The organism is Trinickia sp. (genome assembly GCF_051953405.1).
Taxonomy (GTDB): Bacteria; Pseudomonadota; Gammaproteobacteria; order Burkholderiales; family Burkholderiaceae; genus Trinickia.
Genome location: NZ_JBQCIV010000085.1, coordinates 23237 through 49574, shown reverse-complemented (window position 1 = coordinate 49574; position 26338 = coordinate 23237). Strand labels below are relative to the sequence as shown.

Here is a 26338-nt window from a genome sequence, read left to right as displayed (position 1 = left end):
CTCTGGAGCTGCAGGGCGAAGCTGACCAGCGCCGTGCTGCGACCCGAACCCGCGCGTCCCGCGACGAGGAACGCGCCCGTGTCGTCGGGGTCGATGACGACAGGCAGCAAGTCATCGGCGCGGACGCCGACGATCAGCATGCAGTGCCCCCAGATCCCGTGCGGCCGGCAGAAGCCCTGAGCGTCGCGCTCGAGCGTGAAGCCCGTGCCGCGGTTCTGCAGGCTGATCCCGGTGCCCGGCACGACGACGCCCGAGCCGAAACCCATGTAGTTCGATTGGATAAAGCTCACCATCATCCCGCGTTCGTCGGCGGCGCTCAGATAGATCGTCCCGCCGGCCGGCGGCATGCCGAAGCCGAACTGCGTCGCCCGCTTAAGGTCGATCATCGCGGCGCGCGAGGCGAGGTAGGCGTCGTCCAGCATCTGCTCGGGGGTGACTTCCATCGCGCGCGGATCGGCCACATAACGATAGACGTCGGCGAACGCGAGTTTCATCGCCTCGATCTGCACGTGCTGCGAGTCGATGCCGTCGCGCGCCAGCGCCGCCAAGTCGAACCGCTCGAGGATGCCCAGTGCGATGAGCGCCGCGATGCCCTGGCCGTTCGGCGGAATTTCGTGAACCGTGTAGCCGCGGTAGTCTTTGCCGATGGGCTCGACCCAGGCCGGCCGGTAGCTGGCCAGATCGAGCACGGTCATCGCGCCGCCGCCTTCGCGCGTGTAGGCGGCGATCCGCTCGGCCGGCTCGCCTTCGTAAAACGCGCGCGGCCCTTGCGCCGCCAAAAGCCGCAGCGTGCGCGCGTGATCGGGCAACCGCACGAGTTCGCTGACGAGCGGCGCGCGCCCGTTCGGCATGAAGGTGCCGGCGAACCCAGGCTGATCCTTCAGCTCGGGCACGGCCGCGCCCCATTTTTGGGCAACGACGCTCGCCACGGCATGGCCCCGTTCGGCGATGTCGATCACACTGACCATCAAGTCCCCGAAAGGCAGCAGGCCGAACTGCCGGTGCAGCGCCTCCCAGCCGGCCACCACTCCGGGCACGGTGGCCGTATCCCAGCCCCGTTTGGGCTGCATGGCCACGCCTGCGGTTTCGCCGTAGCGCTGCTTGAAGTACTCAACGCTCCATGCCGCCGGGGCCACGCCGGATGCGTTCAGCCCGTGCAGCTTCGCGCCGTCCCAAACGAGCGCGAACGCGTCCCCGCCCAGTCCGCATGAAACGGGCTCCACCACCGTCAGCACGGCCGCCGCCGCGATCGCCGCATCGACGGCATTGCCGCCTTGCCAGAGCACGCGCAATCCCGCTTGAGCCGCCAACGGATGGGACGTTGCGACGACATTGCGGGCGAACACCGGCAAGCGCGGCGTGGGATAGGGGTTGTGCCAGTCGAAACGGGTCATAGGTCGCAATCTCGCTCTCAAAGGGTGGGTTCGGCCAAAAGCGGAAGGCTCGAAGGTTTTACAATAGCCGCTCTTTGACTGTCCTGCCGCCGCACCATGAGCCGAGACCCACGCTTGAGCCTGAATGCCCGCCAACAAGAATTGCTCGATTGGGTGCAGCGCGACGGCTTCGTGACGGTGGACGACTTAGCCTCGCACTTCGCCGTAACACCGCAAACGATCCGGCGCGACGTGAATTGGCTCTCCGACATGAATCTGCTGCGCCGCTATCACGGCGGCGCCAGTTTGCCGACCAGCTCGGAGAACGTGTCCTACACGGCGCGGCAGCGGATGTTTCACGACGAAAAGCGGCGCATCGCCACGCTCGTCGCCACGCACATTCCCGACCAGGCCTCGCTCTTCATCAACCTCGGCACAACGACCGAGGAAGTCGCGCGCGCCTTGAATCGGCATCGGGGCCTGCGCGTCATCACGAACAACCTGAACGTCGCGAACATGATGAGCGGCTACCCCGAATGCGAGGTACTCGTCACGGGCGGCATCGTCCGCCCGTGGGACAAAGGCATCGTCGGCGAGTTGGCGATCGAGTTCATCCGACAATTCAAAGTGGATTTCGCGATCATCGGCACCTCGAGCATCGAGTTCGACGGCACGCTGCGCGACTTCGACACGCGCGAGGTGCGCGTGGCGGAAGCAATCATCGAACACGCCCGCACGGTGTTCCTGGCCGCCGATCACTCGAAATTCGGCCGCCCCGCGCTCGTGCGCCAGGGCCACCTGAACCAGATCGACGCCCTGTTCACCGATCGACCGACGCCGCCGGAGATGGCCGAGACACTCGCCACGGCCGGCACTCAGGTCTACGTCGCGGATGCCGACTGACCAAACGGCGCCTTATTCCATGCTGCGCCGCACGCGAAAGCTCAAGTAATTTCGCGAAATCGGCGCGACGAGCGAACCGCTTCCCCACCGGGCCATTGTCAAAGGGAAAATTTTCAGGGGACGATTTGGAGTTGAACGGGCGCTTGACTACACTCCAGTTCCCCAACGCACGTGCGTGCAGCATGTGCCGAGGCCATCGCTTCCCTACTCCCGATAGGTTGAGCGCAAGGTAGCCGAACAGCCGCTGCCGAGGCAATCCGATTGCCCATGGAGAGAACAATGCTGAGTCCGCATGAATTTGCCACGTTGCTACTCGTCAAGGACGCTCCCAACCAAGTCGATATGGACCGCGAAGAACTCGACGCCCTCCTCGAGCAACAACTGGTGCAGCTCGAGCGCCTCGGCTCGGGCCACCAGCAATGGCGCTTGACCGAGTCGGGCGACTCGGCGATCCGCGCGATCAAACGCTTTTCCTAGTTTCGATTCGTTTCACTTCTTTGTCGCGCCGCCCCGGTGCGCGCTTCGCGCGTACCAGCCGCGTGGCGCGACTTCGCGCGCCTGCCACGCGATGAGCCCTGCAAACTGCCGGGAGCGGTTCGGCACGCCGCGGCCTCCCTACGCTATCCTCCGCGCAGCGTCGGATCGATCTGCGCGCGCCAATCGATCGCCTTCACTCGCTGAGCATTGAAGTACTCGGCCCATGCGCGCTGCGCATCGGGGCCGCCCGCCGCTCGCATGCGGTAGTGGCTTGCGATGTCGCGATCGAACGCGCAGTACTCGGCCGACGAGAGGCGCCCGTGCCGATAGGCCACATAGGCATCGAACAACGTGCCGTAGACCGACTGCGCGTCCGCGCCATAATCCACGGCCGCGCCGCAGCTCGCCTGCAACGGCGCAAACGCCTGCCCCCCGCCGAATACCGCCACGCACCCCGTCACGAGCACCGTCCCCGCACAGGCGGCCGCCGTCATCCATCGTCGCATCGCGCACCTCTTAGTTCGTTTTCCGAGATGTTAGCCCTTGCGCGCGCTGGTTTCATCGGCGCTCGCATGCATAGTTCGAATACGAACCCTAAACACCCACTTTACTTTTTCGAATATGTTCGTTAGATTTCGCAAACGAACATTGATAGGTTCGCTTTATTTCGACGATAGCCGCAAGGCATAAGAGGGGACAGAGCAAGTGACGCAAGGCAGCCGATACGATTTGCTCGTCGTGGGCGGCGGGATCAATGGCGCGGGCATCGCCCGCGACGCCGCGGGGCGCGGCTTGTCCGTGCTGCTCGTCGAGCAACACGATCTGGCCTCCCATACTTCGTCGTCGAGCACGAAGCTGATCCACGGCGGGCTCCGCTACCTCGAATACAAAGAGTTCGGCCTCGTGCGCAAAGCGCTTCAAGAGCGCGAAACGCTGCTGCGGGCCGCGCCGCACATCATGTGGCCGCTACGCTTCGTGATGCCGCACATGCCCGATCTGCGTCCGGCCTGGCTGATCCGCGCGGGCCTATTCCTATACGACCATCTCGCGCGGCGCGAGCTGCTGCCCGGCTCGCGCGGCATCGACCTGCGCCGCCACCCGGCCGGCGCACCGCTCGTCGATTCGATCGCGCGCGGCTTCGTCTATTCGGACGGCTGGGTCGACGATGCGCGCCTCGTCGTGCTCAACGCGCTGGACGCCAGCGAGCGCGGCGCGACCGTCCTCACGCGCACGAAGCTCATCGGCGCCGTGCGAGCCGGCGGCGAATGGCATGCGCAGCTCCGACAGGCCGACGGCTCGCGCCTCGACGTGCGCGCCGGTGCGATCGCGAACGCGGCGGGGCCGTGGGTGGGCCAGTTACTGCACGACGCGCTCGGCCGCGGCGCGCATCACAGCGTGCGGCTCGTCAAGGGCAGTCATATCGTTACGCGGCGGTTGTTCGATCACGACCACGCCTACATTTTTCAGAATCCCGACAAGCGGATCATCTTCGCGATTCCGTACGAGCACGAGTTCACGCTCATCGGCACCACCGATGTCGAATACCGCGGCGATCCGGCCCAAGTCGCGATCACCGAAGACGAAACGCGCTATCTGTGCGAATCGATCAACCGCTACTTCACGCGCAAGATCACGCCGGCCGACGTTTGCTGGACTTACTCCGGGGTGCGTCCGCTGCTCGAGGAGGAAGGCGCCGAGAACCCATCGGCCGTGACGCGCGATTACCGCCTGGAACTTGACGCCCAAGCCGGCGAGGCGCCGCTCTTGTCGGTCTTCGGCGGCAAGATCACGACCTTCCGCAAGCTCGCGGAAGAAGCGCTCGATCGCCTGGCCTCGGTCATGCCGATCGCCAAAGCGGCTTGGACGGCGACCGCGCCGCTGCCCGGCGGCGATATCGCCGGCGCCAAGTTCGAACCGTTCGCCGCGAAGTTCGCAAACGAACATGTGTGGCTGCCGGCCGACGTCGCGCGACGCTATGCCCGCGCCTACGGCACCCGCGCGAACCGGCTCCTCGGCACGGCCCAGGCGCTGGCGGACCTCGGCCGCGAATTCGCCCCCGGCCTGTTCGAACAAGAGCTGCGCTATCTGCGCGACGTCGAATGGGCGCGCAGCGCGCAAGACGTCTTGTGGCGCCGCTCGAAGATCGGCTTGCATCTGCAACCCGGCACAGCCGAGGCAGTCGCAAGCGAGATCGACGCTTGGTTCGCCCGCACGCCGGCGCCTACCGTGCAGCGCAGTTCGTCCGCGTTGACGGGCTGACGACCGCAGCCGGATCGTCGGTTCGTCGGTTCGTCGAATTGGCAGTACCCGCTTCACCCGCAGTCCCAGGCCGCGCCCCTTCGATGTTCGCGGCACATCACGACAACACATGGAGAAGAGACAATGCAGGATCAATACATCCTAGCGCTGGACCAAGGCACCACCAGTTCGCGTGCGATGCTGTTCGACCGCAAGGGCAACATCGTCTCGGTCGCGCAGAAGGAATTCCGCCAGATCTACCCCCAGCCGGGCTGGGTCGAACACGATCCGCAGGAAATCTGGTCGACGCAAGCCGGCGTCGCCGCCGAGGCCGTGACGCGCGCCGGTGTGAACGGCACGGCGATCGCCGCCATCGGCATCACGAATCAGCGCGAAACGACGATCGTCTGGGATCGCGAGACGGGTCAGCCGATCTATAACGCCATCGTCTGGCAAGATCGCCGCACCGCCGGTCTGTGCGATCAGCTCAAAGCGCAGGGCCTCGAAGAAAAAGTCCGGGCGAAGACGGGCCTGCCGATCGACGCTTACTTCTCCGCCACCAAGATCCGCTGGATTCTCGACAACGTCGACGGCGCGCGCGAGAAAGCCAAGCAAGGCAAGCTCGCCTTCGGCACGGTCGATAGCTGGCTCGTCTGGAACTTCACGAAGCACGCACAGCACATCACCGACGTGACGAACGCGTCGCGCACCATGCTGTTCAACATCCACACGATGCAGTGGGACAACGATCTGCTCGAAGCACTCGACATCCCGCGCAGCATGCTGCCGGAAGTGCGCGCTTCGTCCGAAATCTACGGCAACACGGTCACCACGGTGTTCGCCTCGAAGATCCCGCTCGCGGGCATCGCCGGCGATCAGCAAGCCGCGCTGTTCGGTCAGATGTGCACGTCGTCGGGCATGGTGAAGAACACCTACGGCACCGGCTGCTTCCTGATGATGAACACGGGCGAAAAGCCGATCGAATCGAAGAACAACCTCGTCACGACGCTCGCTTGGAAGATCGGCAACGAAGTCAACTACGCGCTGGAAGGCAGCATCTTTATCGCGGGTGCGGTCGTCCAATGGCTGCGCGACGGCTTGGGCATCATCAAGAGCGCGTCCGAGATCGAAGCGCTCGCGGCCAGCGTCGAACATTGCGACGGCGTGTACCTCGTGCCCGCGTTCGCCGGCCTGGGCGCACCGCACTGGAACCCGCGTGCACGCGGCACGCTGTTCGGCGTGACGCGCGGCACGACGAGCGCCCATATCGCACGCGCGGCGCTCGATTCGATCGCCTACCAGTCGCTCGACGTGCTCAAAGCCATGGAAGCCGATTCGGGCATCAAGATCGGCGAGTTGCGCGTCGACGGCGGCGCCTGCGCGAACAACCTGCTCATGCAGTTCCAGTCCGATCTGCTCGGCGTCGCGGCCGTGCGTCCGCGCATCAGCGAAACGACCGCGCTCGGCGCCGCCTATCTCGCTGGGCTCGCGGTCGGCTACTGGAACAACGTGGGCGAACTCCAAAGCCAGTGGCAGCTCGATCGGCGCTTCTCGCCGGCAATGCAACAGGCCGACGTGCAGCAGTGCATCGCGGGCTGGCAGCGCGCCATCAACGCCGCCAAGGCTTGGGCCGACGCGAAGTGAGCGAAGCGAAGCCGGTGCGGCCGGCGTCGGCAGGCGGCGGGCCCCGGCTCGCGGCCGTCGGCGCCGGCCCCGTCGGCGGCAAGCGGATACGCACGATTCACCGATTCACGGATTTACCCCTTAACGCGCGGGCTCGCCGGGCCTATTGAGCCTGCCCGCGCCGATTCCACCAACAATCGACCAACAATAGTCATTCCGGAGACACACCATCATGTCGCCACTTATCGCGGAATTTCTCGGCACTGCGCTGCTCGTGCTACTCGGCAACGGCTCCGTCGCCAACGTGCTGCTCGCACGCACGAAGGGCAAGGGAGCCGATCTGATCGTGATCGTTTGGGGCTGGGCGATGGCCGTTTTCGTCGCTGTCTATGTGACGGCCTCGTTCAGCGGCGCCCATCTGAACCCGATCGTGACGATCAGCCTCGCGCTCGCCGGCAAGTTCGCCTGGTCCAAGGTGACCGGCTACATCGTCGCGCAAATGCTCGGCGGCATGGCCGGCGCGTTCCTCGTCTGGCTCGCCTACCGTCAGCATTTTTCGTCGACGGACGATGCCGATATCAAGCTCGCCTGCTTCTGCACCGCGCCCGCCATTCGCAGCACCCCGCACAACGTGTTGACGGAAATGATCTGCACGTTCGTCCTGATCCTCGGCGTGCTCTATCTCGCCTCGCCGCAAGTCGGCCTCGGCGCGCTCGACGCCCTGCCCGTCGGCCTGCTCGTGCTCGGCATCGGCATTTCGCTCGGCGGCCCCACGGGCTACGCCATGAGCCCCGCTCGCGACCTGGCGCCGCGCATCATGCATGCCCTGCTGCCGATCCCCGGCAAGCGCGGCAGCGACTGGCGCTACGCATGGGTGCCCGTGTTCGGCCCGCTCATGGGCGGCGCAATGGCCTCGTGGGTGTACGTCCACGCGCACTAAGCGAGGAAGATGCGGCGTCTAGCCGCATCGGATCGAATCGGGGCCGGGCGTCTGGCGCAAGCGGTATCGTGCGCCAGACGTCGGCGCCTCGATGGTCGGCCGGAGAGAAGAATCGGAGCACCGACACGCCAATACCCCGTATCATTGGCGTCTCACTACACAACAAAGTGCGCTACGGGGTTAGGCCGGCCACCGAGCGCGCGTTTCTCTCGTCATGTTCGACCATCTCATCTGCGACTGCGACGGCGTGCTCGTCGACAGTGAAGTGATCGCCGATCGCGTGCTGCTGCGCGCTTTGTCGGAGACGTTTCCCACCCACGATTTCGGCAGTGTCGCGCACCTGGCATTCGGCCAGCGTACATCGACCTTTCTCGCCGATATCGAACGGCAATTTCGCATCAAGCTTCCCGAAGGCTTTCTAGCGCGCGTCGAACGCGAGATCGACGCGGAATTGACGCGCTCGCTCGCGCCGATCGCCGGTGTGCGCGACGCGCTTTCGCAGGTCTTGCTGCCGGCGGCCGTCGTCTCGAACAGCCGGCTCACGCGGATTGCCGCGTCGCTGTCGCGCGTCGGGTTGACCGAAGTGTTCGGGCCGCGCGTGTTCAGCGCCGAGCAAGTCGCTCGGCCCAAGCCGCACCCGGACGTCTACCTGCACGCCGCCCGCGAACTGGGCGTCGCGCCCGAGCGCTGCCTGGTTGTCGAAGACAGCGTGACGGGCCTGTCCGCGGCACGCGCAGCGGGCATGCAGACGATCGCGTTCGTTGGCGCGAGCCACGTACCGAAAGGCTATGCGCAGGTGCTGCGCAATCTGGGCGTCACGCGCATTGTCGAGCGTATGGAACAACTGCCCGCGCTGATCGCCGCCGGGCTGCGCGGCGAGTTCGGGCAACTGCAGTCCTAAGCCGGGGCGCCGAGCGCGTTCATCCCACTTTGGGCGTTCCGTCGGGACGCACCAAACGGTTTTCTCGCCACCGGCGTCCGAGACTAAGCGCCCCCAGCGGATTCGTCCCGCCCAGGGCGCCTCGGTCTTACGCTTCGCTCGCGCAGCATTCGCGCTCGCGCGCGGCAGCGAGCCGCTCGCGAAACGCAACCAGCTCCTCGATCGTCAGCATCGGCAGAGCGTGCTTGGCCGCGAAACGCTCGACATCGGCGCCGCGCATCATCGTGCCGTCTTCGTTCATGAGTTCGCACAACACCCCTGCGGCGGAACACCCTGCCAACACCGCGAGATCGACCGTGCCTTCGGTGTGGCCTCGGCGCGCGAGCACGCCGCCCGGCTGCGCGCGCAGCGGGAACACATGTCCGGGACGGACGATGTCCTCGGGCTTCGCTTGGCTTGCGACGGCGGCGCGGATCGTCGTCACGCGGTCGGCGGCCGAGACGCCCGTACTCACGCCGTGGCGCGCCTCGATCGACACGGTGAACGCGGTGCCGTGACGGCTCTCGTTATGCGCGACCATCGGCGGCAGTTCGAGCGCGCGAATCTTCTCGTCCGGCAGACACAGGCAGACGATGCCGCTGCATTCGCGGATCAATAGCGCCATCGTCTCGACGCTCAAACGCTCCGCGGCGACAATCAGGTCGGCCTCGTTTTCGCGATCGTGATCGTCCTGCAAGACGACGGCGCGGCCCTCGCGCAATGCGGCTAGCGCCTGGGCGATGCGTGGGGGGACCGACGCAGAGGCGAGAAAGGGAAGTTCGGCGAATGCCGTGGAAATAGGTTCAGACATGTGAAACGCTCCTCGCGAGAGAAAAACGGCGAAAAACGTTTCAGGGCATCGCAAACGGCGCGAACGCCACCGCCCTCGGCACGGCAAAGCATGCCGAGCCGAGCGAGGCGGCGAACGCGACTGTCTGCGCATCTTCTTCCATCCGGACTATGACCGTCGGCTCTGGCTTCGCACCAGATCTGCTGACCCCGCGCGCAAGGCGGCCAATAAGGCCGCTTTTCGCATGGGCGCTCGCGGGCTCGCCGGCACATGGCCGACATACCGCCGGTGGGGAATTTCGCCCCGCCCTGAAGACGCACTAGATAGATATCGATTTGACCGGCACTTTGCCGGCCGGAACCGAGCATACACGAGCCGCGCCGCCGCTGCAGGCAAAGCCCTCCGGGCATCGAGGGCTCCGCGCCCCGGCCCGGCGGCGCATGCCGGCGGCCCGTGGGAAACGCCTCGTTGCGATCCCGAGACGGCCCTCTAAGCGATCGGCGCTATCGACGCACACGACCGAATTCGCAACGTTCTGCCCGCCCGAGACATCAAGACGCACAGGTCGCGGCGCTGCGCGCCTCGCGCACGCGACGCGCATCGAGGTAAGCCGCCAGCATCGTCACCGCAAGTGCCGCGACGGTCACGGCCACCGCCACCCAAGGCAGCGCGTCGAGCCCCGCGCCGTGCGTCAATGCCAGGCCGCCGAGCCAAGCGCCCAAGGCGTTGCCGATGTTGAACGCGCCGATATTCAGTGTCGAAGCCAAGTGCGGCGCATGGCTCGCTTTTTCGACGACGCGCATTTGCAGCGGCGGCACGGTCGCGAAGGCGGCGATGCCCCACACGAAGACGGTGACGGCAGCGGGCACAGCCAGATGGCTCGTTTTCGCGAAAACGCCCATGACGAGCGCCAGCAGCACGAGGATGCCCATTAGCGAGGGCATCAGCGCCCGGTCGGCCAGCTTGCCGCCCACCACGTTGCCGACGGTCAACCCCGCGCCGAAGAGCACGAGAATCATCGTCACCGCGCGCGGCGAAAAGCCGCCGATCTGCTCGAGAATCGGGGCAATGTAGGTAAAGACGACGAACACGCCGCCGAATCCGAGCACGGTCATCGCCAGAGCGAGCCACACTTGGGGCTCCTTGAGCACGCGTATCTCGCGAGCGAGCCCGACGGGACCTGCGTCGTGTCGGTTCGGGACGAGCGCGGCGATGCCCGCCAGCGAGAGCACACCGAGGGCGGCGACGATCCAGAACGTAAGCCGCCACCCAAACGACTGGCCGACGAACGTACCGAACGGCACGCCGAGCACATTCGCCAGCGTGAGCCCGGTGAACATGAGCGCGATCGCGCTCGCTTGCTTCTCGCGCGCGACGAGCGAGGCCGCAACGACAGCGCCGATGCCGAAAAACGAGCCGTGCGCGAACGACGTCACGACGCGGGCGATCATCAGCATCCGGTAGTCGCCGGCGACGGCGCACAGCATATTGCCGACGATGAAGACGATCATCAAGGCTTGCAGCGCAGCCTTGCGCGGCAGTTTGCTCGTCAATACGGCGAGCAAAGGCGCACCGGCGGCCACGCCGAGCGCGTAGCCGGACACGAGCAATCCGGCCGACGGAATGGAGACGGCTAGATCGCGCGCGACATCGGGCAAGAGCCCCATGATGACGAATTCGGTCGTACCGATGGCGAACGCGCTGAGCGCGAGCGCAAGTAAGGGAATGGGCATGACGGCTCCGGAAAGTTGTCGTTAGCGGTTAGGGCGTATTGTCGAAACATCGCCGCCGCTTGATAATTGCCGTCGCGCTTGAATCATTTTCAAACGAAATCGAATAATCCATGGATCGACTCGGCGACATTCGCCTTTTCGTCGAAGCGGCTCGGCTCGGCGGCATCTCGGCGGCCGGCAGGAAGCTCGGCCTGACGCCGGCGGCTGCCAGCGCACGCTTGGCCAAGCTGGAGACGTCGCTTTCGACGCGGCTCGTCGAGCGCACGACCCGCCAGCTCAGGCTCACCGACGAAGGCCGCGCGTATCTGCGGCACTGCATGCGCGCGCTGCAGGCGCTCGAGGACGCCGACGCCGAGTTGCAGGCGGGCCGCACCGTCGTGCGCGGCAAGATCCGCATTTCGACCACATCGGATTTCGGGCGCAACATGCTGATGGCGTGGCTCGACGAGTTCAACGCGCGCTACCCGGAAGTCACGTTCGCGCTGACGCTCGCCGATTCGGTCGCCAACCTGCTGCACGACGACATCGATCTGGCGATCCGGTTCGGCGCGCCGCGCGCGGACACCTCGCTGATCGCGCGGCCCCTTGCGACGAACCGGCGCGTGCTGGTCGCTTCCCCCCGCTATCTGGCGCAACATGGCGAACCGGCGGCACCGTCCGATCTGTCGCGTTTTCAGTGCATCGTGCTCACGATCGCGTCGGGGCCGCTCAACGAGTGGCGCTTCGTGCGCGGCGACGCGGCCGAGGACTACACAGTCCCGCTCGAAACGTCTCGCGAAACGAACGACGGCGCCGTCACCCGCATTTGGGCGATCGACGGGTACGGCATCGCGCTCAAATCCCTGTGGGACATCGATGCGGATTTGCGCGCCGGCCGATTGCGGATCGTGTTGCCCGAGTGGCGCTACGCGTGGGATACGCCGCTGCACGCCCTGTTTCACCGCAATCGCTACCGCCCCCCGCGCGTGCGGGCCCTGCTCGACTTTTTGATCGAGCGGTTCGCCGAGGTGGAACGCGATTGGTCGGCGCTGCCGGGGCTAGCGCCCTAATCTCGACCGGCGCTCGACCGGCGGTGCAACGCGCCCACTCGCGCCCCGCCCGGAAGCCGAAACCCCCGACCGGCTATAATGTCGGGTTATGCGGCGGGTGTCGCCGGTCACTTTGGGGGTCGCGCTTCGGTCGCGCACGTCGGGCGCCTTCGCGCCCCCATTGCGCAGTCGGTGCGCAACCGATGTGCGGCGAGGCTCAGCGGTCGCCCGCGCCCGACGCGCCGCCCGGCCGGCTATCCCGAACCGATTACCTACGCGCCTTACCCACGCCCCCAGGTCAACCACTGCGAACGGCGAGCTTCATGACCAAGAAAGTTTATGTAAAGACCTTTGGCTGCCAGATGAACGAGTACGACTCCGACAAGATGGTCGACGTACTCGGCGCCGCCGAAGGACTCGTCAAGACGGATTCCCCCGAAGACGCTGACGTCATCCTCTTCAATACCTGCTCCGTGCGCGAAAAGGCGCAGGAGAAGGTCTTCTCCGATCTCGGCCGCGTCCGCGAACTCAAAGAGGCCAAGCCCGACTTGCTGATCGGCGTCGGCGGCTGCGTCGCGAGCCAGGAAGGCGCGGCGATCGTCGCGCGCGCGCCGTACGTCGATCTCGTATTCGGCCCGCAAACCCTGCACCGTCTGCCGCAAATGATCGACGCACGCCGCGCGAGCGGGCGTTCGCAAGTCGACATCTCGTTTCCCGAAATCGAAAAGTTCGACCATCTGCCGCCGGCGCGCGTGGATGGCCCGAGTGCGTTCGTGTCGATCATGGAAGGCTGCAGCAAGTACTGCAGCTACTGCGTGGTGCCCTACACGCGCGGCGACGAAGTTTCGCGCCCGCTCGACGACGTCCTCACGGAAATCGCCGGGCTGGCCGACCAAGGCGTGCGCGAAGTGACGCTGCTCGGCCAGAACGTGAACGCCTATCGCGGCGCGCTGACGACGGGCGCGACCGACATCGCCGATTTCGCCACGCTGATCGAATACGTTGCCGAGATTCCCGGCATCGAGCGCATCCGCTACACGACATCGCATCCGAAGGAATTCACGCAACGGCTCATCGACGTTTACGCGAAAGTCGACAAGCTCGTTTCGCACCTGCACTTGCCCGTGCAGCACGGCGCCGACCGGATCTTGATGGCGATGAAGCGCGGCTACACGGTGCTCGAGTACAAATCGGTCATTCGCCGCCTGCGGGCGATCCGGCCCGATCTCTCGCTGTCGACCGACATCATCGTCGGCTTTCCGGGCGAGACGCAGGAAGATTTCGACAAGACGATGGCGCTCGTGCACGAGATGAGCTACGACACGAGCTTCTCGTTCATCTATAGCCCGCGCCCCGGCACGCCGGCCGCGAACCTTCACGATGACACCCCGCGCGAGGTCAAGCTCGAACGCCTGCAACATCTGCAGGCGACGATCGACGCCAACGTCGTGCGCATCAGCGAATCGATGGTCGGCAAGATCGAGCGCATCCTCGTCGAACGCCCGGCGCGCAAGGATCCGACCGAACTGGCGGGCCGCACTGGGAACAACCGGGTCGTGAACTTCCCGGCGCCGGTGGCCTCGCATGCGCGGCTCATCGGCCAAATGATCGACGTGCGCATCACGCGCGCCTATCCGCATTCGTTGCGCGGCGAACTCGTGCTCGCCGACCACCCGCAATCCATCGCTCAAGCTTAAGGAACGCACTCTCGCCTTGAAGACCGCCCCGTCCCTGGAATTCACCGCGCCGCGCGAAGATAACGCGCGTCTTGCCAACCTGTGCGGGCCGCTCGACGAAAACCTGCGGCAGATCGAGCAAGCGCTCGACGTCACGCTGCAGCGGCGCGGCCATCGCATCTCGATCCGCGGACGCGGCGCGAAAGTCGCGCTCGGCGCGCTCGAAACGTTCTACAACCGCGCACGCGAGCCGCTTTCGGTCGACGACATCCAGCTCGCGCTCGTCGAAGCGCGCCATCCCGCCAATCGCGGCGCGGCGCAAGACGAGGCCGCATCCAACCGCTACGATCCCGACCATCCGTTCGACGAGCCCGCGGGACTCGACGACGAAAACGTCGAAGAACTCGGCCCGAAGCTGTACACGCGCCGCGCCGATTTGCGCGGACGCACGCCGGCGCAGCGCGAATACCTGAAGCAGATCGTCTCGCACGACGTCACGTTCGGCGTCGGGCCCGCGGGCACGGGCAAGACCTACCTTGCGGTAGCCTGCGCCGTCGACGCGCTCGAGCGCGATCAGGTCAAACGCATCGTCCTCACGCGCCCGGCCGTCGAAGCCGGCGAGCGGCTCGGCTTTTTGCCGGGCGATCTCGCGCAAAAGGTCGATCCGTACCTGCGCCCGCTCTACGATGCGCTGTACGATCTGCTCGGCTTCGACAAAACGGCGAAGATGTTCGAGCGGCAAATGATCGAGATCGCGCCGCTGGCCTATATGCGCGGACGCACGCTGAACCACGCGTTCATCATCTTGGACGAAGCGCAGAACACGACGCCCGAGCAGATGAAGATGTTTCTCACGCGCATCGGCTTCGGTTCGAAGGCCGTCGTCACGGGCGACACGACGCAAGTCGACTTGCCGCGCGGCGCCAAGAGCGGCCTCATCGAAGCGCAGCAAGTCCTGACGAACGTGCGCGGCATCGCGCTCACTCGCTTCACGAGCGCGGACGTGGTGCGTCATCCGCTCGTGGCGCGCATCGTCGAAGCCTACGACAAGCACGGGAAGAAGGACGACGCGCAGCCGATCGACGGACGATGACGACAGACGCGTCCCGAACGAATGAACGAATGAAAGAGAAGACACGCACGCCGCAACTGAAGCTTTCGTTGCAGTTCCCCGCCGCCAAAGCCTTCCCGGACCACAAGGCGGCGCTCTCGCGCGCGCACGTCGCGAGCTGGATCAAAGCGGCGCTGTTCGCCGACGCCGAACTCACCGTGCGCTTGGTCGATGCCGACGAAGGCCGGCTGCTGAACCGCACCTACCGTAGCAAAGACTACGCGACGAACGTGCTGACGTTCGCCTACGCGGAAAGCGAAGACGATCCCGTCTCGGGCGACCTCGTCCTGTGCTGCCCCGTGATCGAGCGCGAGGCCGCCGAACAGGGCAAACCGCTCCTCGCGCATTACGCGCACATGATCGTGCACGGCACGCTTCATGCACAGGGCTACGATCACGAAGACGACGAGGAGGCGCAAGAGATGGAAGCGCTCGAAACGCAGATCCTCGGCCGGCTCGGCTTCGCCGATCCGTACGGAGACCGTTCCCGCTAGCCCCTACGCGATGTCCGACACGAGCCAACTCCCCGCCCCGCTCGACTCGGTATGCCCGAGTTACCCGCCCGTGCTCGGCGAAGCGCGGCTCCTTGACGACGACGAACTCGCGGCGTCGCTCGCTCAGACGATCAGCCACTGGGACGGCACGAGCGATTTATGGCTGTTCGGGTATGGCTCGCTGATCTGGAACCCCGGCATGCCGGCCGCGGAAACCGTACGCGCCCGCGTGCGCGGCTATCACCGCGGGCTCTATTTATGGTCTCGCGTGAACCGAGGCACGCCCGAACAACCGGGCCTCGTCTTGGCGCTCGATCGCGGCGGCTCTTGTACCGGGATGGCCTTTCGGCTGGCCGGCGACGGGGCCCGCCCGCACCTGGAGGCGCTGTGGCGGCGCGAAATGCCGATGGGCTCTTACCGGCCCGCGTGGCTGCCGTGCTGGCTGTCCGACGGGCGCCGCGTCGATGCACTGGCGTTCGTCATGCGGCGCGACGTGCCGACCTACACGGGCAAACTGTCCGACGATATGGTCAAGGCCGTGCTCGGTTGCGCGCGCGGCCGCTACGGCACGACGCTCGACTATGTCTGCCGCACGGTCGAGGCGCTGCGCGAGTGCGGCATGCCCGATCGCGCGCTCGAAGCGCTGCTCAAGCGCTGCCTCTGAAGACGCGATCGCGCGCGACCGGCACGGACGGCAGCCACAGATATCGCGCATATCGCACCGGCACGCATCCGTCGCCCTAACTTAGTGGGCTCAATACCCCGCGAACGCCACCGCGCCGACAATCGCACCGAGCCCGGCCACGCCTAGCGCCGCGCCGAGCAACCAGCGGCGACGCGTGAGCAGCGTAATCGCGGCCAAGGAAATCGCGATTTGCGTCAGCGTCGTCGCCTGCGCCCAACGGTGGTGCAGATGCAATTGCCGCTCGCTGGCCGCATCGGCTTGCGCGACGGTTTTTTCGAGGGCCTCCGCCTGGGCCCGAATCGCCGTCTTTTGCTGCGCGTACTTGGCGACATCGGCCGAGAATTTGGCGTTCGCCTTCGGATCGGCCGCTGTCAGCGCCGCACCGAGTTCGGCGAGATTCTGCTTTTCGCCCTTGGCCTGGTAGTAGCTCCACTGATTGGCCGCCTCCGTCTTGCGGATCGCCGCCTCGTTCTTGTAGAAGAGCGCCAGCCCTTCGGTAGATCCGCCTTGATACGAGAAGACAGCGCCGATCGTCGCCAGCACGGCGGTCATGACGGCGATGCGGCCGGCGAACGGATCCGGCGGCGCGCCGCTCGACGCATGACCGTGTTCATGGCCGTGCTCATGGCCCGCGTGCTCGAGCGCTTCTTCGTGCGGACCGCGTACTTCAAACTCTTCCGACATAATTCTTTCGTGCAAACAGGGTAAAAACGGCGGCAGAGCCGGTTCGCGCGCGCCTCGCGGCGCATGACTCGCACTTTAGCAGGCCGATCGGCAGTCATGGCCCTGCTTTTGCGTGGTGTATCCTTTACTCTCCGTTTACCACGCGTCCAGCCGCGCCGGACGCACCGCCATGAACGACGCCTATCCCAGTCGACGCCATACCGACAAGCCTACCGAAAAACGCTCGCTGCTCGAGCGGCTGACCGATTTCATTTCGCCCGAGCCCGACTCGCGGGGCGAGTTGCTCGAAATCTTGCAAGACGCACATGAGCGCAACCTGATCGACGCCGATTCGCTCTCGATGATCGAGGGCGTGTTCCAAGTGTCCGACCTGTGCGCGCGCGACATCATGGTCCCGCGCGCCCAAATGGACGCCATCGACATCGAGCGCAGCCCGGAGGAGTTCATCCCGTTCGTCCTCGAAAAGGCGCACTCGCGCTATCCCGTGTACGAGGGCAACCGCGACAACATCATCGGCGTCCTCCTCGCGAAAGATCTGTTGCGCTACTACGCCGAAGAATCGTTCGACGTGCGCGGCATGTTGCGCCCCGCCGTGTTCATTCCGGAAGCGAAACGGCTGAACGTGCTGCTCCACGATTTCCGCATGAACCGCAATCACATTGCGCTCGTCGTCGACGAATACGGCGGCGTGGCGGGATTGATCACGATCGAAGACGTGCTGGAGCAGATCGTCGGAGATATCGAAGACGAATTCGATTTCGACGAGGAAAGCGGCAACGTCATCGCGTCGCCCGACGGCCGCTACCGCGTGCGGGCGCTGACCGAAATCGAACAGTTCAACGAAGTCTTCGGCACGCATTTTTCGGACGAGGAAGTCGACACGATCGGCGGACTCGTCACGCATCATTTCGGCCGTGTGCCGCACCGCGGCGAACGCGTGCGCATCGACGACCTCATCTTCGAAATCTTGCGCGGCGACGCGCGCCAGGTTCACGTGCTGCTCGTTCGGCGCGACCCGCTCGCGGGCCAGCGAGAACGCGAGGCACAGCACGTGCAGACCTGACGGATGCCGCCGTCGGCGCCTGTAAAGGCGCGCTGATGCCTGTCTCGTGCCGCATGCTCGGCGGGGTGTCGCGTCCCGATCTTCACCGTCTAGTGCCTCGCAATGCGCCGCACTAGCACAGGGTGTCGGCGGTTACCCCTCGCGCATCGTCTTCGCCGAGCCAGACCTACAACGCTTTTTTTTGACGCCAGCCATCTATGGCCGAATCGATCACCTCCCGCCCCCGCGGCAGCGCCACGTCGGGCACCGCCGCGGCGCCCGATGCGCTTTCGCGCTGGCATTACGTCGTCGCGCTCGCGCTCGGCGCGCTCAATACCTTGTCGTTCGCGCCGACGCCTCACGGCGGCTGGCTCGAAATCGGCATCTTCGCCGTGCTGTATGCCTGGCTCGTGCGTACGACGAGTTGGAAAAGCGCGGCATTGACCGGCGGCGCATTCGGCTTCGGCAATCTGGTGACCGGGGTCTGGTGGCTGTACGTCAGCATGCATCACTATGGCGGGATGCCGGCGCCGCTCGCGGGCGCGGCCCTCGTGCTGTTCTCGCTTTACCTGGCGATTTATCCGGCTGTTTCGGCGGGATTGTGGTCGTTTTGCGCGGGACGACACACGGTGCGCGGCACGCGCGCTGCCGAAGATAGCCGGCCATTGTCTCCCGCCTGGCACGGCGCCTTCGTTTTTGCGAGTGCTTGGGCGATCGGCGAATGGCTGCGCGGCACCGTCTTCACCGGGTTTCCTTGGCTTGCCAGCGGCTATGCGCAGGTCGACGGGCCGCTGCGCGGCTTCTCGGCGATCACGGGTGTCTACGGCGTCGGCTGGCTCCTGGCGCTCGTCGCCGCGCTGATCGTTCAGAGCGGCTGGGCATGGTTCGCGTCGCCGCGCCGACGGATGGCCGTCCTGCTCCCGGCCGTCGCCGCGCTCGCCGTTATGGGCACGGGGATCCTGCTTTCGCGCGTGGCCTGGACGCAGCCGGGCAATGCCCCGCTGACCGTTCGCCTACTGCAAGGCAACGTCAAGCAGGAAATGAAGTTCGACGAAGCGGGCGTCCGCGCGGCGCTCGATCTCTACGAGCGGATGATCACGGCGCACGCGGCCGATCTGATCGTGACGCCGGAAACGGCGATTCCGATGTTGCCGCAGCAGTTCCCCGAGACGTTCGGGCGTGCGGTGCGCACGTTCGCGGACAACACAGGTTCGTCGATACTGATCGGCGCATTCGGCGCTTCGATCGCGCCCGACGGGCAATACACCGATGAAACGAACAGCTTCTTCGGCATTACGCCTGGCTCGCGCCAACTGTACCGCTACGACAAACACCATCTCGTGCCGTTCGGCGAATTCGTGCCCTGGGGCTTTCACTGGTTCGTGCAGTTGATGAATATCCCGCTCGGCGATCTTTCGCGCGGCAAGCCGGTGCAGCACGCGTTCATGGTTCATAACCAGCCGATCGACGTCGACGTCTGCTACGAAGATATCTTCGGCGAGGAGATCGCGCGCACGCTGCGCGAGGCGGCGGTGCCGGCCGGCGTGCTCGTGAACGCGTCGAACCTCGCCTGGTTCGGCGATACGATCGCGCTCGATCAGCATTTGCAGATGGCTCGGATGCGCACGCTCGAAACCGGGCGGCCTCTTATCGCCGCGACGAACACCGGGGCCACGGCCGTGATCGATGCACAGGGCCGCGTGACCGCGCGGCTGCCTGCTTTCACGGCGGGGCAAATCGAAGCCACCGTGCAAGGCATGACGGGGCGCACGCCGTACATCAGTATCGGCAATAGCCTCGTATTGGCGGTTTCGCTGGTGGGGATCGCGTTCGGGTTTTTGTTCGGGCGGGGCCGCCTTAGGTCGGGACGGAGTTAGGCGGGGAGGCGTCGGGTCAGGTCGTCAATGAACTCGGGGAAGAAACGGCAAGCATGACGTTGGTTGCCGCCTGAACCCACGCTCGCTCCCAGCCCGCTGAACGCCTCATCCGTTGACGGAAGCCGGACACGTGCCAGTGCCGGTCACGCCCGAGTGGCCTGACAGGACTCGGGATAGGGCTGGCGGGTGTGGGTCACCGCTAGGATTTCCACTTTCGTTGAAGTGACCTGATAGACGACCAGGTAGTTGGGATGGGCGACCACCTCGCGTGTGCCCGGCACACGTTCGCTGCGACGAAACAGATAAGGGTGCTCGGCTAGCGGAATCGTAGCCGCATCGATCAGATCCCTCATACGCCGTGCAGCCGCAGGATTGCTCCGCGCGATGAAGCCGATGATTTCCGCGAGGTCATTGCGCGCATCGACGCGCCATTCGATAGGCAGCATGCGTCATCCACCGTCCAAGCATCGATGGCCGGCCGTTACGACTGTTTCGCATCGAGCCCGAATTCCGCCGCTCGGATGATGGCATCCATCTCCGCCATCACTCGATCGTGCGGTATCCCTTGGCGCGTGTCCGCCAGGGCGGTCCCCACCTTGGCACGGAACCAGCGGTCGTATGCCTCGGCCTCTTCGACCGTGGCGAATTCCGACTGGATGGGAGAGAGCGGCTTGTTCATGCCGCGTAGCATACACCGGCCTGCCCCGCTCATTGGCTTGGGCGAGACACGCCTGCGAAAAGGAACCACTTGCATCTGCATGCTTTACCCTCCTTTGATTTTCCATGGATCAAGCCGATCGACACGTGTGAATCGACAGCATGTCGAACCCGGCAGAAAGGTGAGACGGTAGCGAAAGCTGGCCTTTGCAAGCGCATCCATGCAAAAAAACAGACTCGTCCGATGGCATGCCGGGTCCCCGTCGCTATCGTCGACGCTCATCCGAAGGCATGTCGATCACGGCTCGCCCGGGCGATCTTCGCGGCGCCGCTGCCGCCCGATTCGAGAGGCCGCACGCAGCCGGACTTGCACAAATGGCTGGCGAGCAAGGCACGCAGGCTACCAACGGCCGCAAGCAAGCCCCAATCCGGTAAAATCTAGCGTTTTCACCGCGCGGATCTGCGGCAATCGCCGTGGCCCGCGCAGCGGCCGCCCCGACGGGAGCCCCGATTCCGCCGGTTTTCCGGCATCGCAGCGGCCCCTACGCGCCGCTTGCCTCGAAAGGCACGACATGCTCACGTTTCAGCAAATCATCCTGACGCTGCAATCCTATTGGGACAAACAGGGTTGCGCGCTGCTCCAGCCGATCGACATGGAAGTCGGCGCCGGCACGTCCCACGTCCACACGTTCTTGCGCGCCGTGGGGCCCGAGCCCTGGCGCGCGGCCTACGTTCAACCATCGCGGCGTCCGAAGGACGGCCGCTACGGCGATAACCCGAATCGCCTGCAGCACTACTACCAGTACCAGGTCGTGCTCAAGCCCGCGCCCGAAAACATCCTCGACCTGTACCTCGGCTCGCTCGAAGCGCTCGGCTTCGATCTGAAGCAAAACGACGTGCGCTTCGTCGAAGACGATTGGGAAAACCCCACGCTGGGCGCCTGGGGCCTCGGCTGGGAGGTGTGGCTCAACGGCATGGAAGTGACCCAATTCACCTACTTCCAACAAGTGGGCGGGCTCGATTGCAAGCCGGTGCTCGGCGAAATCACGTACGGGCTCGAACGGCTCGCCATGTACCTGCAAAAGGTCGAGAACGTGTACGACCTCGTGTGGACCGAATGGGAGGAAATGGGCCCGAACGGTCCCGAGCTGCGACGCTTGTCCTATGGCGACGTCTACCATCAAAACGAAGTCGAGCAATCGACCTACAACTTCGAGCACGCGAACGTCGAGCTGCTGTTTACGCTCTTCAATAGCTACGAAGCGGAAGCGAAGCGCATGATGGAAACGCAGCTTGCGCTACCCGGCTACGAACTCGTGCTCAAAGCCGGCCATACGTTCAACCTGCTCGATGCGCGCGGCGCGATCTCGGTCACGGAGCGCGCGGCGTATATCGGCCGCATCCGTGCGCTGTCCCGCCTCGTCGCGCAAGCCTATTACGATTCGCGCGAAAAGCTCGGCTTCCCGATGCTCGGCAATCCCGTCCACGGGGCGCGCGGGTTGACCACCGATGAGCAGGACGCCGCCATGCCGGCATGGGCGCCGCCGCTGAAGGTCGAGCGTGCGATCGACAAGGAATGACGAGACTCCAACGAATATGACTCAAGCTCACCAAGCCACCCTGCTCGTCGAACTGCTCACCGAGGAACTGCCGCCGAGGGCGCTTGCGCGCCTATCCGCCGCTTTCGCCGATAGTCTCGTCGAACGCCTCGCCGCGCGCGATCTGATCGCGGGCGAACCGTCGTTCGAACGCTTCGCCACGCCGCGTCGTCTTGCGGTGCTCATCAAGAACGTGCGCACCGTCGCGCCCGAAAAACAAGTGCGCGAGAAAGTGCTGCCCGTCTCGGTGGCGTTGGACGCGAACGGCCAGCCCACCGCGCCGCTCGCCAAGAAGCTCGCGGCGCTCGGTTTCCCCGACGTTGCGCTGTCCGATCTCGAACGCGCCACGGACGGTAAAGCCGAAGCGTTCTTCCTGCGTTACGCCGCGCCGGGCGCGACGCTTGCCGACGGCCTGCAAGCGGCGCTCGACGAAGTCCTTGCACTCGGCAAGCTGCCGATTCCGAAGGTCATGACGTATCAGCGCCCCGACGGCACGAGCGTGCAATTCGTGCGTCCGGTGCAACGTCTGACGGTCTTGCACGGCGACCGAGTCGTGCCGGTCACGGCGTTCGGCGTCGATGCCGGCGATACCACGCTCGGCCATCGCTTCCTGTCGGAAGGCCTCGTTGGGCTGTTGCACGCCGACGACTACGCGCAAACGATGCACGCCAAGGGGCGCGTCGTGGCGAGTATCGAAACGCGCCGCGCGAGCATCGTCGACCAATTGAACGCGCTGGCGAACGGCGATCGCGTCGTCATGCCGGACGCGCTGCTGGACGAAGTGACCGCGCTCGTGGAATGGCCCGTCGTCTACGAATGCCGCTTCGACGATCAATTCCTGCAAGTGCCGCAGGAGTGCCTGATTCTGACGATGCAAACGAATCAGAAGTACTTCGCGCTCACCGATCAGGCCGGCAAGCTGCGCTCGCGTTTTCTCATCGTTTCGAACATCGAGACCGACACGCCCGGCGACATCGTCGAAGGCAACGAGCGCGTGGTGCGCCCGCGCCTGGCCGATGCGAAGTTCTTCTTCGAGCAAGACAAGAAGAAGCCGCTGGCCGATCGCGTGCCGCTGCTCGCGAATGTCGTCTACCACAATAAGCTCGGCTCCCAGCTCGCACGCGTTGCGCGTCTCGAGGCGCTGGCCCGCGTGATTGCTCCGCTCGTCGGCGCCGATCCTGTGCAGGCGGCACGCGCCGCGCGCCTGGCGAAGGCCGATTTGCTGACCGATATGGTTGGCGAATTCCCCGAACTGCAAGGCACGATGGGCACCTATTACGCCCGCCATGACGGCGAGGACGAGGAAGTCGCCCTCGCCTGCACCGAACACTATCAACCGCGCTTCTCGGGCGATGCGCTGCCCAGCACGCGCGTCGGCACCGCCGTCGCGCTCGCGGATAAGCTCGAAACGCTCGTCGGCATCTGGGGCATCGGCCTCGTGCCCACTGGCGAAAAGGATCCGTTCGCGCTGCGCCGCCATGCGCTCGGCGTGCTGCGCATCTTGATCGAAAAGCAGTTGCCGGTCGACCTCGTCGCCTTGCTGCGCGAAGCCGCCGCCTGCTTTGCCGCCACGGCGCAGTTCGCCGATTGCACGGACGCGCTCTACGCATTCTTCATGGACCGCCTACGCGGCCTGCTGCGCGAACGCGGCTATGCCGCCGGCGAGATCGAGGCCGTATTGAGCCTGCAGCCGAACACGCTGGATGACATCGTCGCGCGGCTCGATGCCGTGCGCGAGTTCTCCGCGCTGCCCGAAGCCGGCGCGCTGGCCGCCGCCAACAAGCGGATCGCGAACATTCTGAAGAAGTCGGAGGCCGAGGCGAGCGTCGCCGCGGCCGGTGCGGCGCCGGCGAACGGCGTGGCCGGCGCCTCGGTCCGGGCCGAGCTGCTCGTCGAGCCGGCGGAGCGCTCGCTGTCCGAGCAACTGCGCAAGGTCGCGCCGACGGTTCAAGCCCAACTCGTGCAACGCGATTACACGCGCGCGCTGTCGGCGCTGGCCGCGCTGCGCGATCCCGTCGATACGTTCTTCAACGATGTGATGGTCAACGCCGAAGACGCCGCGCTGCGCAAGAACCGGCTTGCATTGTTGGCCGAGCTGCACGCGCAGATGAACTGCGTGGCCGACATCTCCAAGCTCGCGGCGTAACCGGCAATAGGGCGAAGCCACACCATGACATCCGCCAAGAAGCTCGTCATCCTCGATCGCGACGGCGTCGTCAATTTCGATTCCGACGCGTTCATCAAATCGCCCGACGAGTGGATTCCGATTCCGGGCAGCCTCGAGGCCATCGCACGTCTGAACCAAGCGGGCTACCGCGTGGCGATCGCGTCGAACCAGTCCGGCATCGGCCGCGGCTTGTTCGACATGGCCACGCTCAACGCCATGCACTTGAAAATGCATCGCGCGGCGGCGGTGGTCGGCGGCCGCATCGATGCCGTCTTCTTCTGCCCGCATACGGCCGAAGACCAATGCGAGTGCCGCAAGCCGAAGCCGGGCCTGCTGCAAATGATCATCGACCGCTTCGAGATCGACCCGGCTGCGACGCCGGTCGTCGGCGATGCGCTGCGCGATTTGCAAGCCGGCGCGGCGCTCGGCTTCCCGACCCACCTCGTGCTGACGGGCAAAGGCAAGAAGACGCTCGCGGCGGGCGGCCTGCCCGAGGGTGCGAAGGTGTACGACGACTTGAAAGCCTTCGTCCTGTCGTTCCTCGCGGATCAGCAAGATTGAGTGCCGCGAGCACGCCCGACGCCAACCGATCGAAGACCCCGATGCCACTCATTCGCTTCATCCGCTCGCTGCTGCTGTTTCTGTATTTCATCGTCTTCACGGTTCCGTACGCCACGGCGTGTTTCATCGCCTTTCCGTTCCTGAACGCCGACCGGCGCTATTGGATGGCGGTGGGCTGGTGCCGTTCCACGGTAGCCGTCGTCCGCTATCTGAACGGCATTCGCTATCGGATCGAAGGCGCCGAGAATTTGCCGGACGGCCCTGCCGTGCTGCTCTCGAAGCACCAATCCGCGTGGGAGACGCTCGCGTTTCCGGCCATCATGCCGCGCCCCTTGTGCTACGTGTTCAAGCGCGAGCTGCTTTACGTCCCCTTCTTCGGCTGGGCGCTCGGCATGCTGAAGATGGTCCATATCGATCGGAAGGAAGGCAAATACGCGTTCGCGTCCGTCGTGAAGCAAGGACGACTGCGCATGAGCGAGGGGGCGTGGGTCATCATGTTCCCCGAAGGCACCCGCACGAGCGTCGGCAAGCAAGGCAAGTACAAGACCGGCGGCGCGCGTTTCGCAATCGATGCCGGTGCGCCCGTGGTGCCGATCGCGCACAACGCCGGCCATGTCTGGCCGCGCAATTCGTTCATCAAGTACGCGGGCACGGTGACGGTCTCGATCGGCAAGCCGATCGACTCCACCGGCCTCACCCCCGACGAACTGAATAGGCGCGTCGAAACATGGATCGAAACGGAGATGCGCCGAATCGATCCGGGCGCTTACCACGATGCCGACGGAGCCGGTTTTCGCCCCGGGCGGCGTGCAAAAGCCTCCACCTAGTCCGCCGATGCCTAAGTCCGCCAAGCCGCGTCCGGCGACCGCGCTCGACAACCCCCAGCTCGACCTGCCGCTCTTCGCGGATCTGGCCGATGATGGCGTGTCCGCGCCGCCGGCTGCGTCGGTCCCGCCACGGCAGGACCCGACGCCTAACGGCGTGAAGCTGCGGCGGCTGACGCTCAATGGTCGCACGCTCGAATATGCGTTGAAACGCTCGTCGCGACGGACGATCGGTTTTTCGATCGACAGCAGCGGGTTGGCCATCACGGCGCCGCGCTGGGTGACGCTGGCCGACATCGAAACCGCCATCGCCGGCAAGGAGCGCTGGATTTTCGCGAAGTTGGCGGAATGGCAGACCCGCGCGGAGCAACGCGCCTTGCCGCGCATCGAATGGCGCGACGGTGCGCAGATCCCCTACCTCGGCAAGCCCGTCACGATCGCGCTGGCCTCGGCGAACGCCGCGCTCGCGTTCGATGCGCAGGCGGCCATGCTCTCGTTGGCGCTGCCCGCGCACGCCGAAGCCCAACAAATCAAAGACCGCGTGCAAGGCTGGCTGCAGACCGAAGCCAGACGCGTATTCGGCGAACGGCTCGATTTTTACGCGGAAAAGCTCGGCGTGGCGTACAAGGGCCATGCGTTGTCGTCGGCGGCGACGCGCTGGGGGAGCTGTTCGAGCGATGGCCGCATCCGCCTGAACTGGCGGCTCATTCACTTCCCGCTCTCGATCGTCGACTACGTTGTCGCGCACGAGTTGGCGCATCTGCGCGAGATGAATCACAGCCCGCGCTTCTGGCAAACGGTGGAATCGATCTTCCCCGAGTTTCGCGAGGCGCGGCATACGCTCAAACATCATCCGCCGGAATTGCTGCCGTCGCTTTGATGCGATGCGAGAGGCGAGCATCGCCCGCGCCGCCGGCGCGCGGCGAATGAGCGGCCGC

General features: G+C 65.4%; 25 protein-coding genes and 1 riboswitch. Of the genes, 18 read left to right on the top strand and 7 right to left on the bottom strand.

Annotation, left to right across the window (positions count from 1 at the left end):
• Positions 1-1394 (bottom strand): gamma-glutamyltransferase family protein (locus tag ACTHN9_RS14800; protein WP_440537517.1); only part of this gene is annotated, 1394 nt, incomplete at its 3' end.
• Between the two features lie 96 nt (positions 1395-1490).
• On the opposite strand from ACTHN9_RS14800, the gene ACTHN9_RS14795 reads away from it, so the two are divergent.
• Together ACTHN9_RS14795 and ACTHN9_RS14790 are read left to right on the top strand one after the other, a co-directional pair.
• Positions 1491-2276: a DeoR/GlpR family DNA-binding transcription regulator gene (locus tag ACTHN9_RS14795; RefSeq protein WP_440537516.1), complete on the top strand. Its 786-nt coding sequence runs from the start codon at positions 1491-1493 to the stop codon at positions 2274-2276.
• A 279-nt stretch (positions 2277-2555) separates the two neighbouring features.
• A complete protein-coding gene (locus ACTHN9_RS14790; RefSeq protein ID WP_440537515.1) occupies positions 2556-2753 on the top strand; it encodes a hypothetical protein in 198 nt (65 codons plus the stop codon).
• 143 nt (positions 2754-2896) lie between these two features.
• On the opposite strand, the gene ACTHN9_RS14785 is transcribed toward ACTHN9_RS14790, so the two are convergent.
• Positions 2897-3259 (bottom strand): hypothetical protein, encoded by a 363-nt coding sequence (locus ACTHN9_RS14785; RefSeq protein ID WP_440537514.1) that lies wholly within the window; start codon positions 3257-3259, stop codon positions 2897-2899.
• A gap of 199 nt (positions 3260-3458) precedes the next feature.
• Between ACTHN9_RS14785 and glpD the strand changes: the two genes are divergently transcribed.
• The 4 genes from glpD to ACTHN9_RS14765 all read left to right on the top strand — a co-directional run bounded on the left by glpD (position 3459) and on the right by ACTHN9_RS14765 (position 8455).
• Positions 3459-5012 carry a glycerol-3-phosphate dehydrogenase gene (gene glpD, locus ACTHN9_RS14780; protein ID WP_440537513.1) on the top strand — a complete coding sequence of 518 codons (1554 nt, stop codon included), beginning with the start codon at positions 3459-3461 and terminating at the stop codon, positions 5010-5012.
• Between the two features lie 123 nt (positions 5013-5135).
• A complete protein-coding gene (glpK, locus tag ACTHN9_RS14775; protein WP_440537512.1) occupies positions 5136-6635 on the top strand; it encodes a glycerol kinase GlpK in 1500 nt (499 codons plus the stop codon).
• A 211-nt stretch (positions 6636-6846) separates the two neighbouring features.
• Positions 6847-7554, top strand: coding sequence for an MIP/aquaporin family protein (locus ACTHN9_RS14770; protein WP_440537511.1), 708 nt, complete (start codon positions 6847-6849; stop codon positions 7552-7554).
• A gap of 214 nt (positions 7555-7768) precedes the next feature.
• Positions 7769-8455, top strand: a complete 687-nt coding sequence (locus tag ACTHN9_RS14765; RefSeq protein WP_440537510.1) for an HAD family hydrolase — start codon at positions 7769-7771, stop codon at positions 8453-8455.
• A gap of 127 nt (positions 8456-8582) precedes the next feature.
• Here ACTHN9_RS14765 and ribB read toward each other — a convergent pair whose 3' ends face one another.
• Complete coding sequence (ribB, locus tag ACTHN9_RS14760) at positions 8583-9284, bottom strand: 3,4-dihydroxy-2-butanone-4-phosphate synthase (RefSeq protein ID WP_440537509.1); 702 nt, start codon at positions 9282-9284, stop codon at positions 8583-8585.
• Positions 9285-9410: 126 nt separating this feature from the next.
• Positions 9411-9583: riboswitch (FMN riboswitch) on the bottom strand.
• Between the two features lie 231 nt (positions 9584-9814).
• Positions 9815-10996 (bottom strand): MFS transporter, encoded by a 1182-nt coding sequence (locus ACTHN9_RS14755; RefSeq protein WP_440537508.1) that lies wholly within the window; start codon positions 10994-10996, stop codon positions 9815-9817.
• Between the two features lie 110 nt (positions 10997-11106).
• Here ACTHN9_RS14755 and ACTHN9_RS14750 point away from each other — a divergent pair, with 110 nt between their 5' ends.
• From ACTHN9_RS14750 to ACTHN9_RS14730, 5 genes are all read left to right on the top strand, one after another.
• The gene (locus ACTHN9_RS14750) at positions 11107-12045 is read left to right on the top strand and encodes a LysR family transcriptional regulator (RefSeq protein WP_440537507.1); all 939 of its coding nucleotides are present in this window, start codon (positions 11107-11109) and stop codon (positions 12043-12045) included.
• A gap of 302 nt (positions 12046-12347) precedes the next feature.
• A complete protein-coding gene (gene miaB, locus ACTHN9_RS14745) occupies positions 12348-13721 on the top strand; it encodes a tRNA (N6-isopentenyl adenosine(37)-C2)-methylthiotransferase MiaB (RefSeq protein ID WP_440537506.1) in 1374 nt (457 codons plus the stop codon).
• Positions 13722-13737: 16 nt separating this feature from the next.
• Positions 13738-14793, top strand: a complete 1056-nt coding sequence (locus ACTHN9_RS14740) for a PhoH family protein (protein WP_440537505.1) — start codon at positions 13738-13740, stop codon at positions 14791-14793.
• Positions 14794-14822: 29 nt separating this feature from the next.
• Complete coding sequence (gene ybeY / locus ACTHN9_RS14735) at positions 14823-15305, top strand: rRNA maturation RNase YbeY (protein ID WP_440537504.1); 483 nt, start codon at positions 14823-14825, stop codon at positions 15303-15305.
• A 10-nt stretch (positions 15306-15315) separates the two neighbouring features.
• Complete coding sequence (locus ACTHN9_RS14730) at positions 15316-15969, top strand: gamma-glutamylcyclotransferase (protein WP_440537503.1); 654 nt, start codon at positions 15316-15318, stop codon at positions 15967-15969.
• 90 nt (positions 15970-16059) lie between these two features.
• Here the strand turns inward: ACTHN9_RS14730 and ACTHN9_RS14725 are convergent, their stop codons facing one another.
• Complete coding sequence (locus tag ACTHN9_RS14725) at positions 16060-16674, bottom strand: DUF4337 domain-containing protein (protein ID WP_440537502.1); 615 nt, start codon at positions 16672-16674, stop codon at positions 16060-16062.
• Between the two features lie 169 nt (positions 16675-16843).
• Between ACTHN9_RS14725 and ACTHN9_RS14720 the strand changes: the two genes are divergently transcribed.
• Both ACTHN9_RS14720 and lnt read left to right on the top strand, forming a co-directional pair.
• Positions 16844-17737 carry an HlyC/CorC family transporter gene (locus ACTHN9_RS14720; protein WP_440537501.1) on the top strand — a complete coding sequence of 298 codons (894 nt, stop codon included), beginning with the start codon at positions 16844-16846 and terminating at the stop codon, positions 17735-17737.
• 197 nt (positions 17738-17934) lie between these two features.
• Positions 17935-19593, top strand: a complete 1659-nt coding sequence (gene lnt / locus ACTHN9_RS14715; RefSeq protein WP_440537500.1) for an apolipoprotein N-acyltransferase — start codon at positions 17935-17937, stop codon at positions 19591-19593.
• 143 nt (positions 19594-19736) lie between these two features.
• Here lnt and ACTHN9_RS14710 read toward each other — a convergent pair whose 3' ends face one another.
• Together ACTHN9_RS14710 and relB are read right to left on the bottom strand one after the other, a co-directional pair.
• Positions 19737-20039: a type II toxin-antitoxin system RelE/ParE family toxin gene (locus ACTHN9_RS14710; RefSeq protein ID WP_440537499.1), complete on the bottom strand. Its 303-nt coding sequence runs from the start codon at positions 20037-20039 to the stop codon at positions 19737-19739.
• A gap of 35 nt (positions 20040-20074) precedes the next feature.
• Positions 20075-20272, bottom strand: a complete 198-nt coding sequence (gene relB, locus ACTHN9_RS14705; RefSeq protein WP_440537498.1) for a type II toxin-antitoxin system RelB family antitoxin — start codon at positions 20270-20272, stop codon at positions 20075-20077.
• A 550-nt stretch (positions 20273-20822) separates the two neighbouring features.
• On the opposite strand from relB, the gene glyQ reads away from it, so the two are divergent.
• The 5 genes from glyQ to ACTHN9_RS14680 are packed head-to-tail and all read left to right on the top strand — an operon-like array spanning position 20823 to position 26280.
• Positions 20823-21830: a glycine--tRNA ligase subunit alpha gene (gene glyQ, locus ACTHN9_RS14700; RefSeq protein ID WP_440537497.1), complete on the top strand. Its 1008-nt coding sequence runs from the start codon at positions 20823-20825 to the stop codon at positions 21828-21830.
• Between the two features lie 16 nt (positions 21831-21846).
• Positions 21847-23994 carry a glycine--tRNA ligase subunit beta gene (gene glyS / locus ACTHN9_RS14695; RefSeq protein WP_440537496.1) on the top strand — a complete coding sequence of 716 codons (2148 nt, stop codon included), beginning with the start codon at positions 21847-21849 and terminating at the stop codon, positions 23992-23994.
• A gap of 24 nt (positions 23995-24018) precedes the next feature.
• Positions 24019-24576: a D-glycero-beta-D-manno-heptose 1,7-bisphosphate 7-phosphatase gene (gene gmhB / locus ACTHN9_RS14690; protein ID WP_440537495.1), complete on the top strand. Its 558-nt coding sequence runs from the start codon at positions 24019-24021 to the stop codon at positions 24574-24576.
• 50 nt (positions 24577-24626) lie between these two features.
• Complete coding sequence (locus ACTHN9_RS14685; protein ID WP_440537520.1) at positions 24627-25403, top strand: lysophospholipid acyltransferase family protein; 777 nt, start codon at positions 24627-24629, stop codon at positions 25401-25403.
• A 7-nt stretch (positions 25404-25410) separates the two neighbouring features.
• Complete coding sequence (locus ACTHN9_RS14680) at positions 25411-26280, top strand: M48 family metallopeptidase (RefSeq protein ID WP_440537494.1); 870 nt, start codon at positions 25411-25413, stop codon at positions 26278-26280.
• Positions 26281-26338 lie beyond the last annotated feature (58 nt).

Excerpts from the sequence above, each read along its gene's own strand:
- gmhB (WP_440537495.1), top strand. The coding sequence starts at position 24,019 with ATGACATCCGCCAAGAAGCTCGTCATCCTCGATCGCGACGGCGTCGTC.
- glyS (WP_440537496.1), top strand. The coding sequence starts at position 21,847 with ATGACTCAAGCTCACCAAGCCACCCTGCTCGTCGAACTGCTCACCGAG.
- ACTHN9_RS14755 (WP_440537508.1), bottom strand. The coding sequence starts at position 10,996 with ATGCCCATTCCCTTACTTGCGCTCGCGCTCAGCGCGTTCGCCATCGGT.
- ACTHN9_RS14795 (WP_440537516.1), top strand. The coding sequence starts at position 1,491 with ATGAGCCGAGACCCACGCTTGAGCCTGAATGCCCGCCAACAAGAATTG.
- glyQ (WP_440537497.1), top strand. The coding sequence starts at position 20,823 with ATGCTCACGTTTCAGCAAATCATCCTGACGCTGCAATCCTATTGGGAC.
- miaB (WP_440537506.1), top strand. The coding sequence starts at position 12,348 with ATGACCAAGAAAGTTTATGTAAAGACCTTTGGCTGCCAGATGAACGAG.
- lnt (WP_440537500.1), top strand. The coding sequence starts at position 17,935 with ATGGCCGAATCGATCACCTCCCGCCCCCGCGGCAGCGCCACGTCGGGC.
- ACTHN9_RS14750 (WP_440537507.1), top strand. The coding sequence starts at position 11,107 with ATGGATCGACTCGGCGACATTCGCCTTTTCGTCGAAGCGGCTCGGCTC.
- relB (WP_440537498.1), bottom strand. The coding sequence starts at position 20,272 with ATGAACAAGCCGCTCTCTCCCATCCAGTCGGAATTCGCCACGGTCGAA.
- ACTHN9_RS14765 (WP_440537510.1), top strand. The coding sequence starts at position 7,769 with ATGTTCGACCATCTCATCTGCGACTGCGACGGCGTGCTCGTCGACAGT.
- ACTHN9_RS14790 (WP_440537515.1), top strand. The coding sequence starts at position 2,556 with ATGCTGAGTCCGCATGAATTTGCCACGTTGCTACTCGTCAAGGACGCT.
- ACTHN9_RS14785 (WP_440537514.1), bottom strand. The coding sequence starts at position 3,259 with ATGCGACGATGGATGACGGCGGCCGCCTGTGCGGGGACGGTGCTCGTG.
- ACTHN9_RS14720 (WP_440537501.1), top strand. The coding sequence starts at position 16,844 with ATGAACGACGCCTATCCCAGTCGACGCCATACCGACAAGCCTACCGAA.
- ACTHN9_RS14710 (WP_440537499.1), bottom strand. The coding sequence starts at position 20,039 with ATGCTGCCTATCGAATGGCGCGTCGATGCGCGCAATGACCTCGCGGAA.
- glpK (WP_440537512.1), top strand. The coding sequence starts at position 5,136 with ATGCAGGATCAATACATCCTAGCGCTGGACCAAGGCACCACCAGTTCG.
- ybeY (WP_440537504.1), top strand. The coding sequence starts at position 14,823 with ATGAAAGAGAAGACACGCACGCCGCAACTGAAGCTTTCGTTGCAGTTC.
- ACTHN9_RS14725 (WP_440537502.1), bottom strand. The coding sequence starts at position 16,674 with ATGTCGGAAGAGTTTGAAGTACGCGGTCCGCACGAAGAAGCGCTCGAG.
- ribB (WP_440537509.1), bottom strand. The coding sequence starts at position 9,284 with ATGTCTGAACCTATTTCCACGGCATTCGCCGAACTTCCCTTTCTCGCC.
- ACTHN9_RS14730 (WP_440537503.1), top strand. The coding sequence starts at position 15,316 with ATGTCCGACACGAGCCAACTCCCCGCCCCGCTCGACTCGGTATGCCCG.
- ACTHN9_RS14770 (WP_440537511.1), top strand. The coding sequence starts at position 6,847 with ATGTCGCCACTTATCGCGGAATTTCTCGGCACTGCGCTGCTCGTGCTA.
- ACTHN9_RS14680 (WP_440537494.1), top strand. The coding sequence starts at position 25,411 with ATGCCTAAGTCCGCCAAGCCGCGTCCGGCGACCGCGCTCGACAACCCC.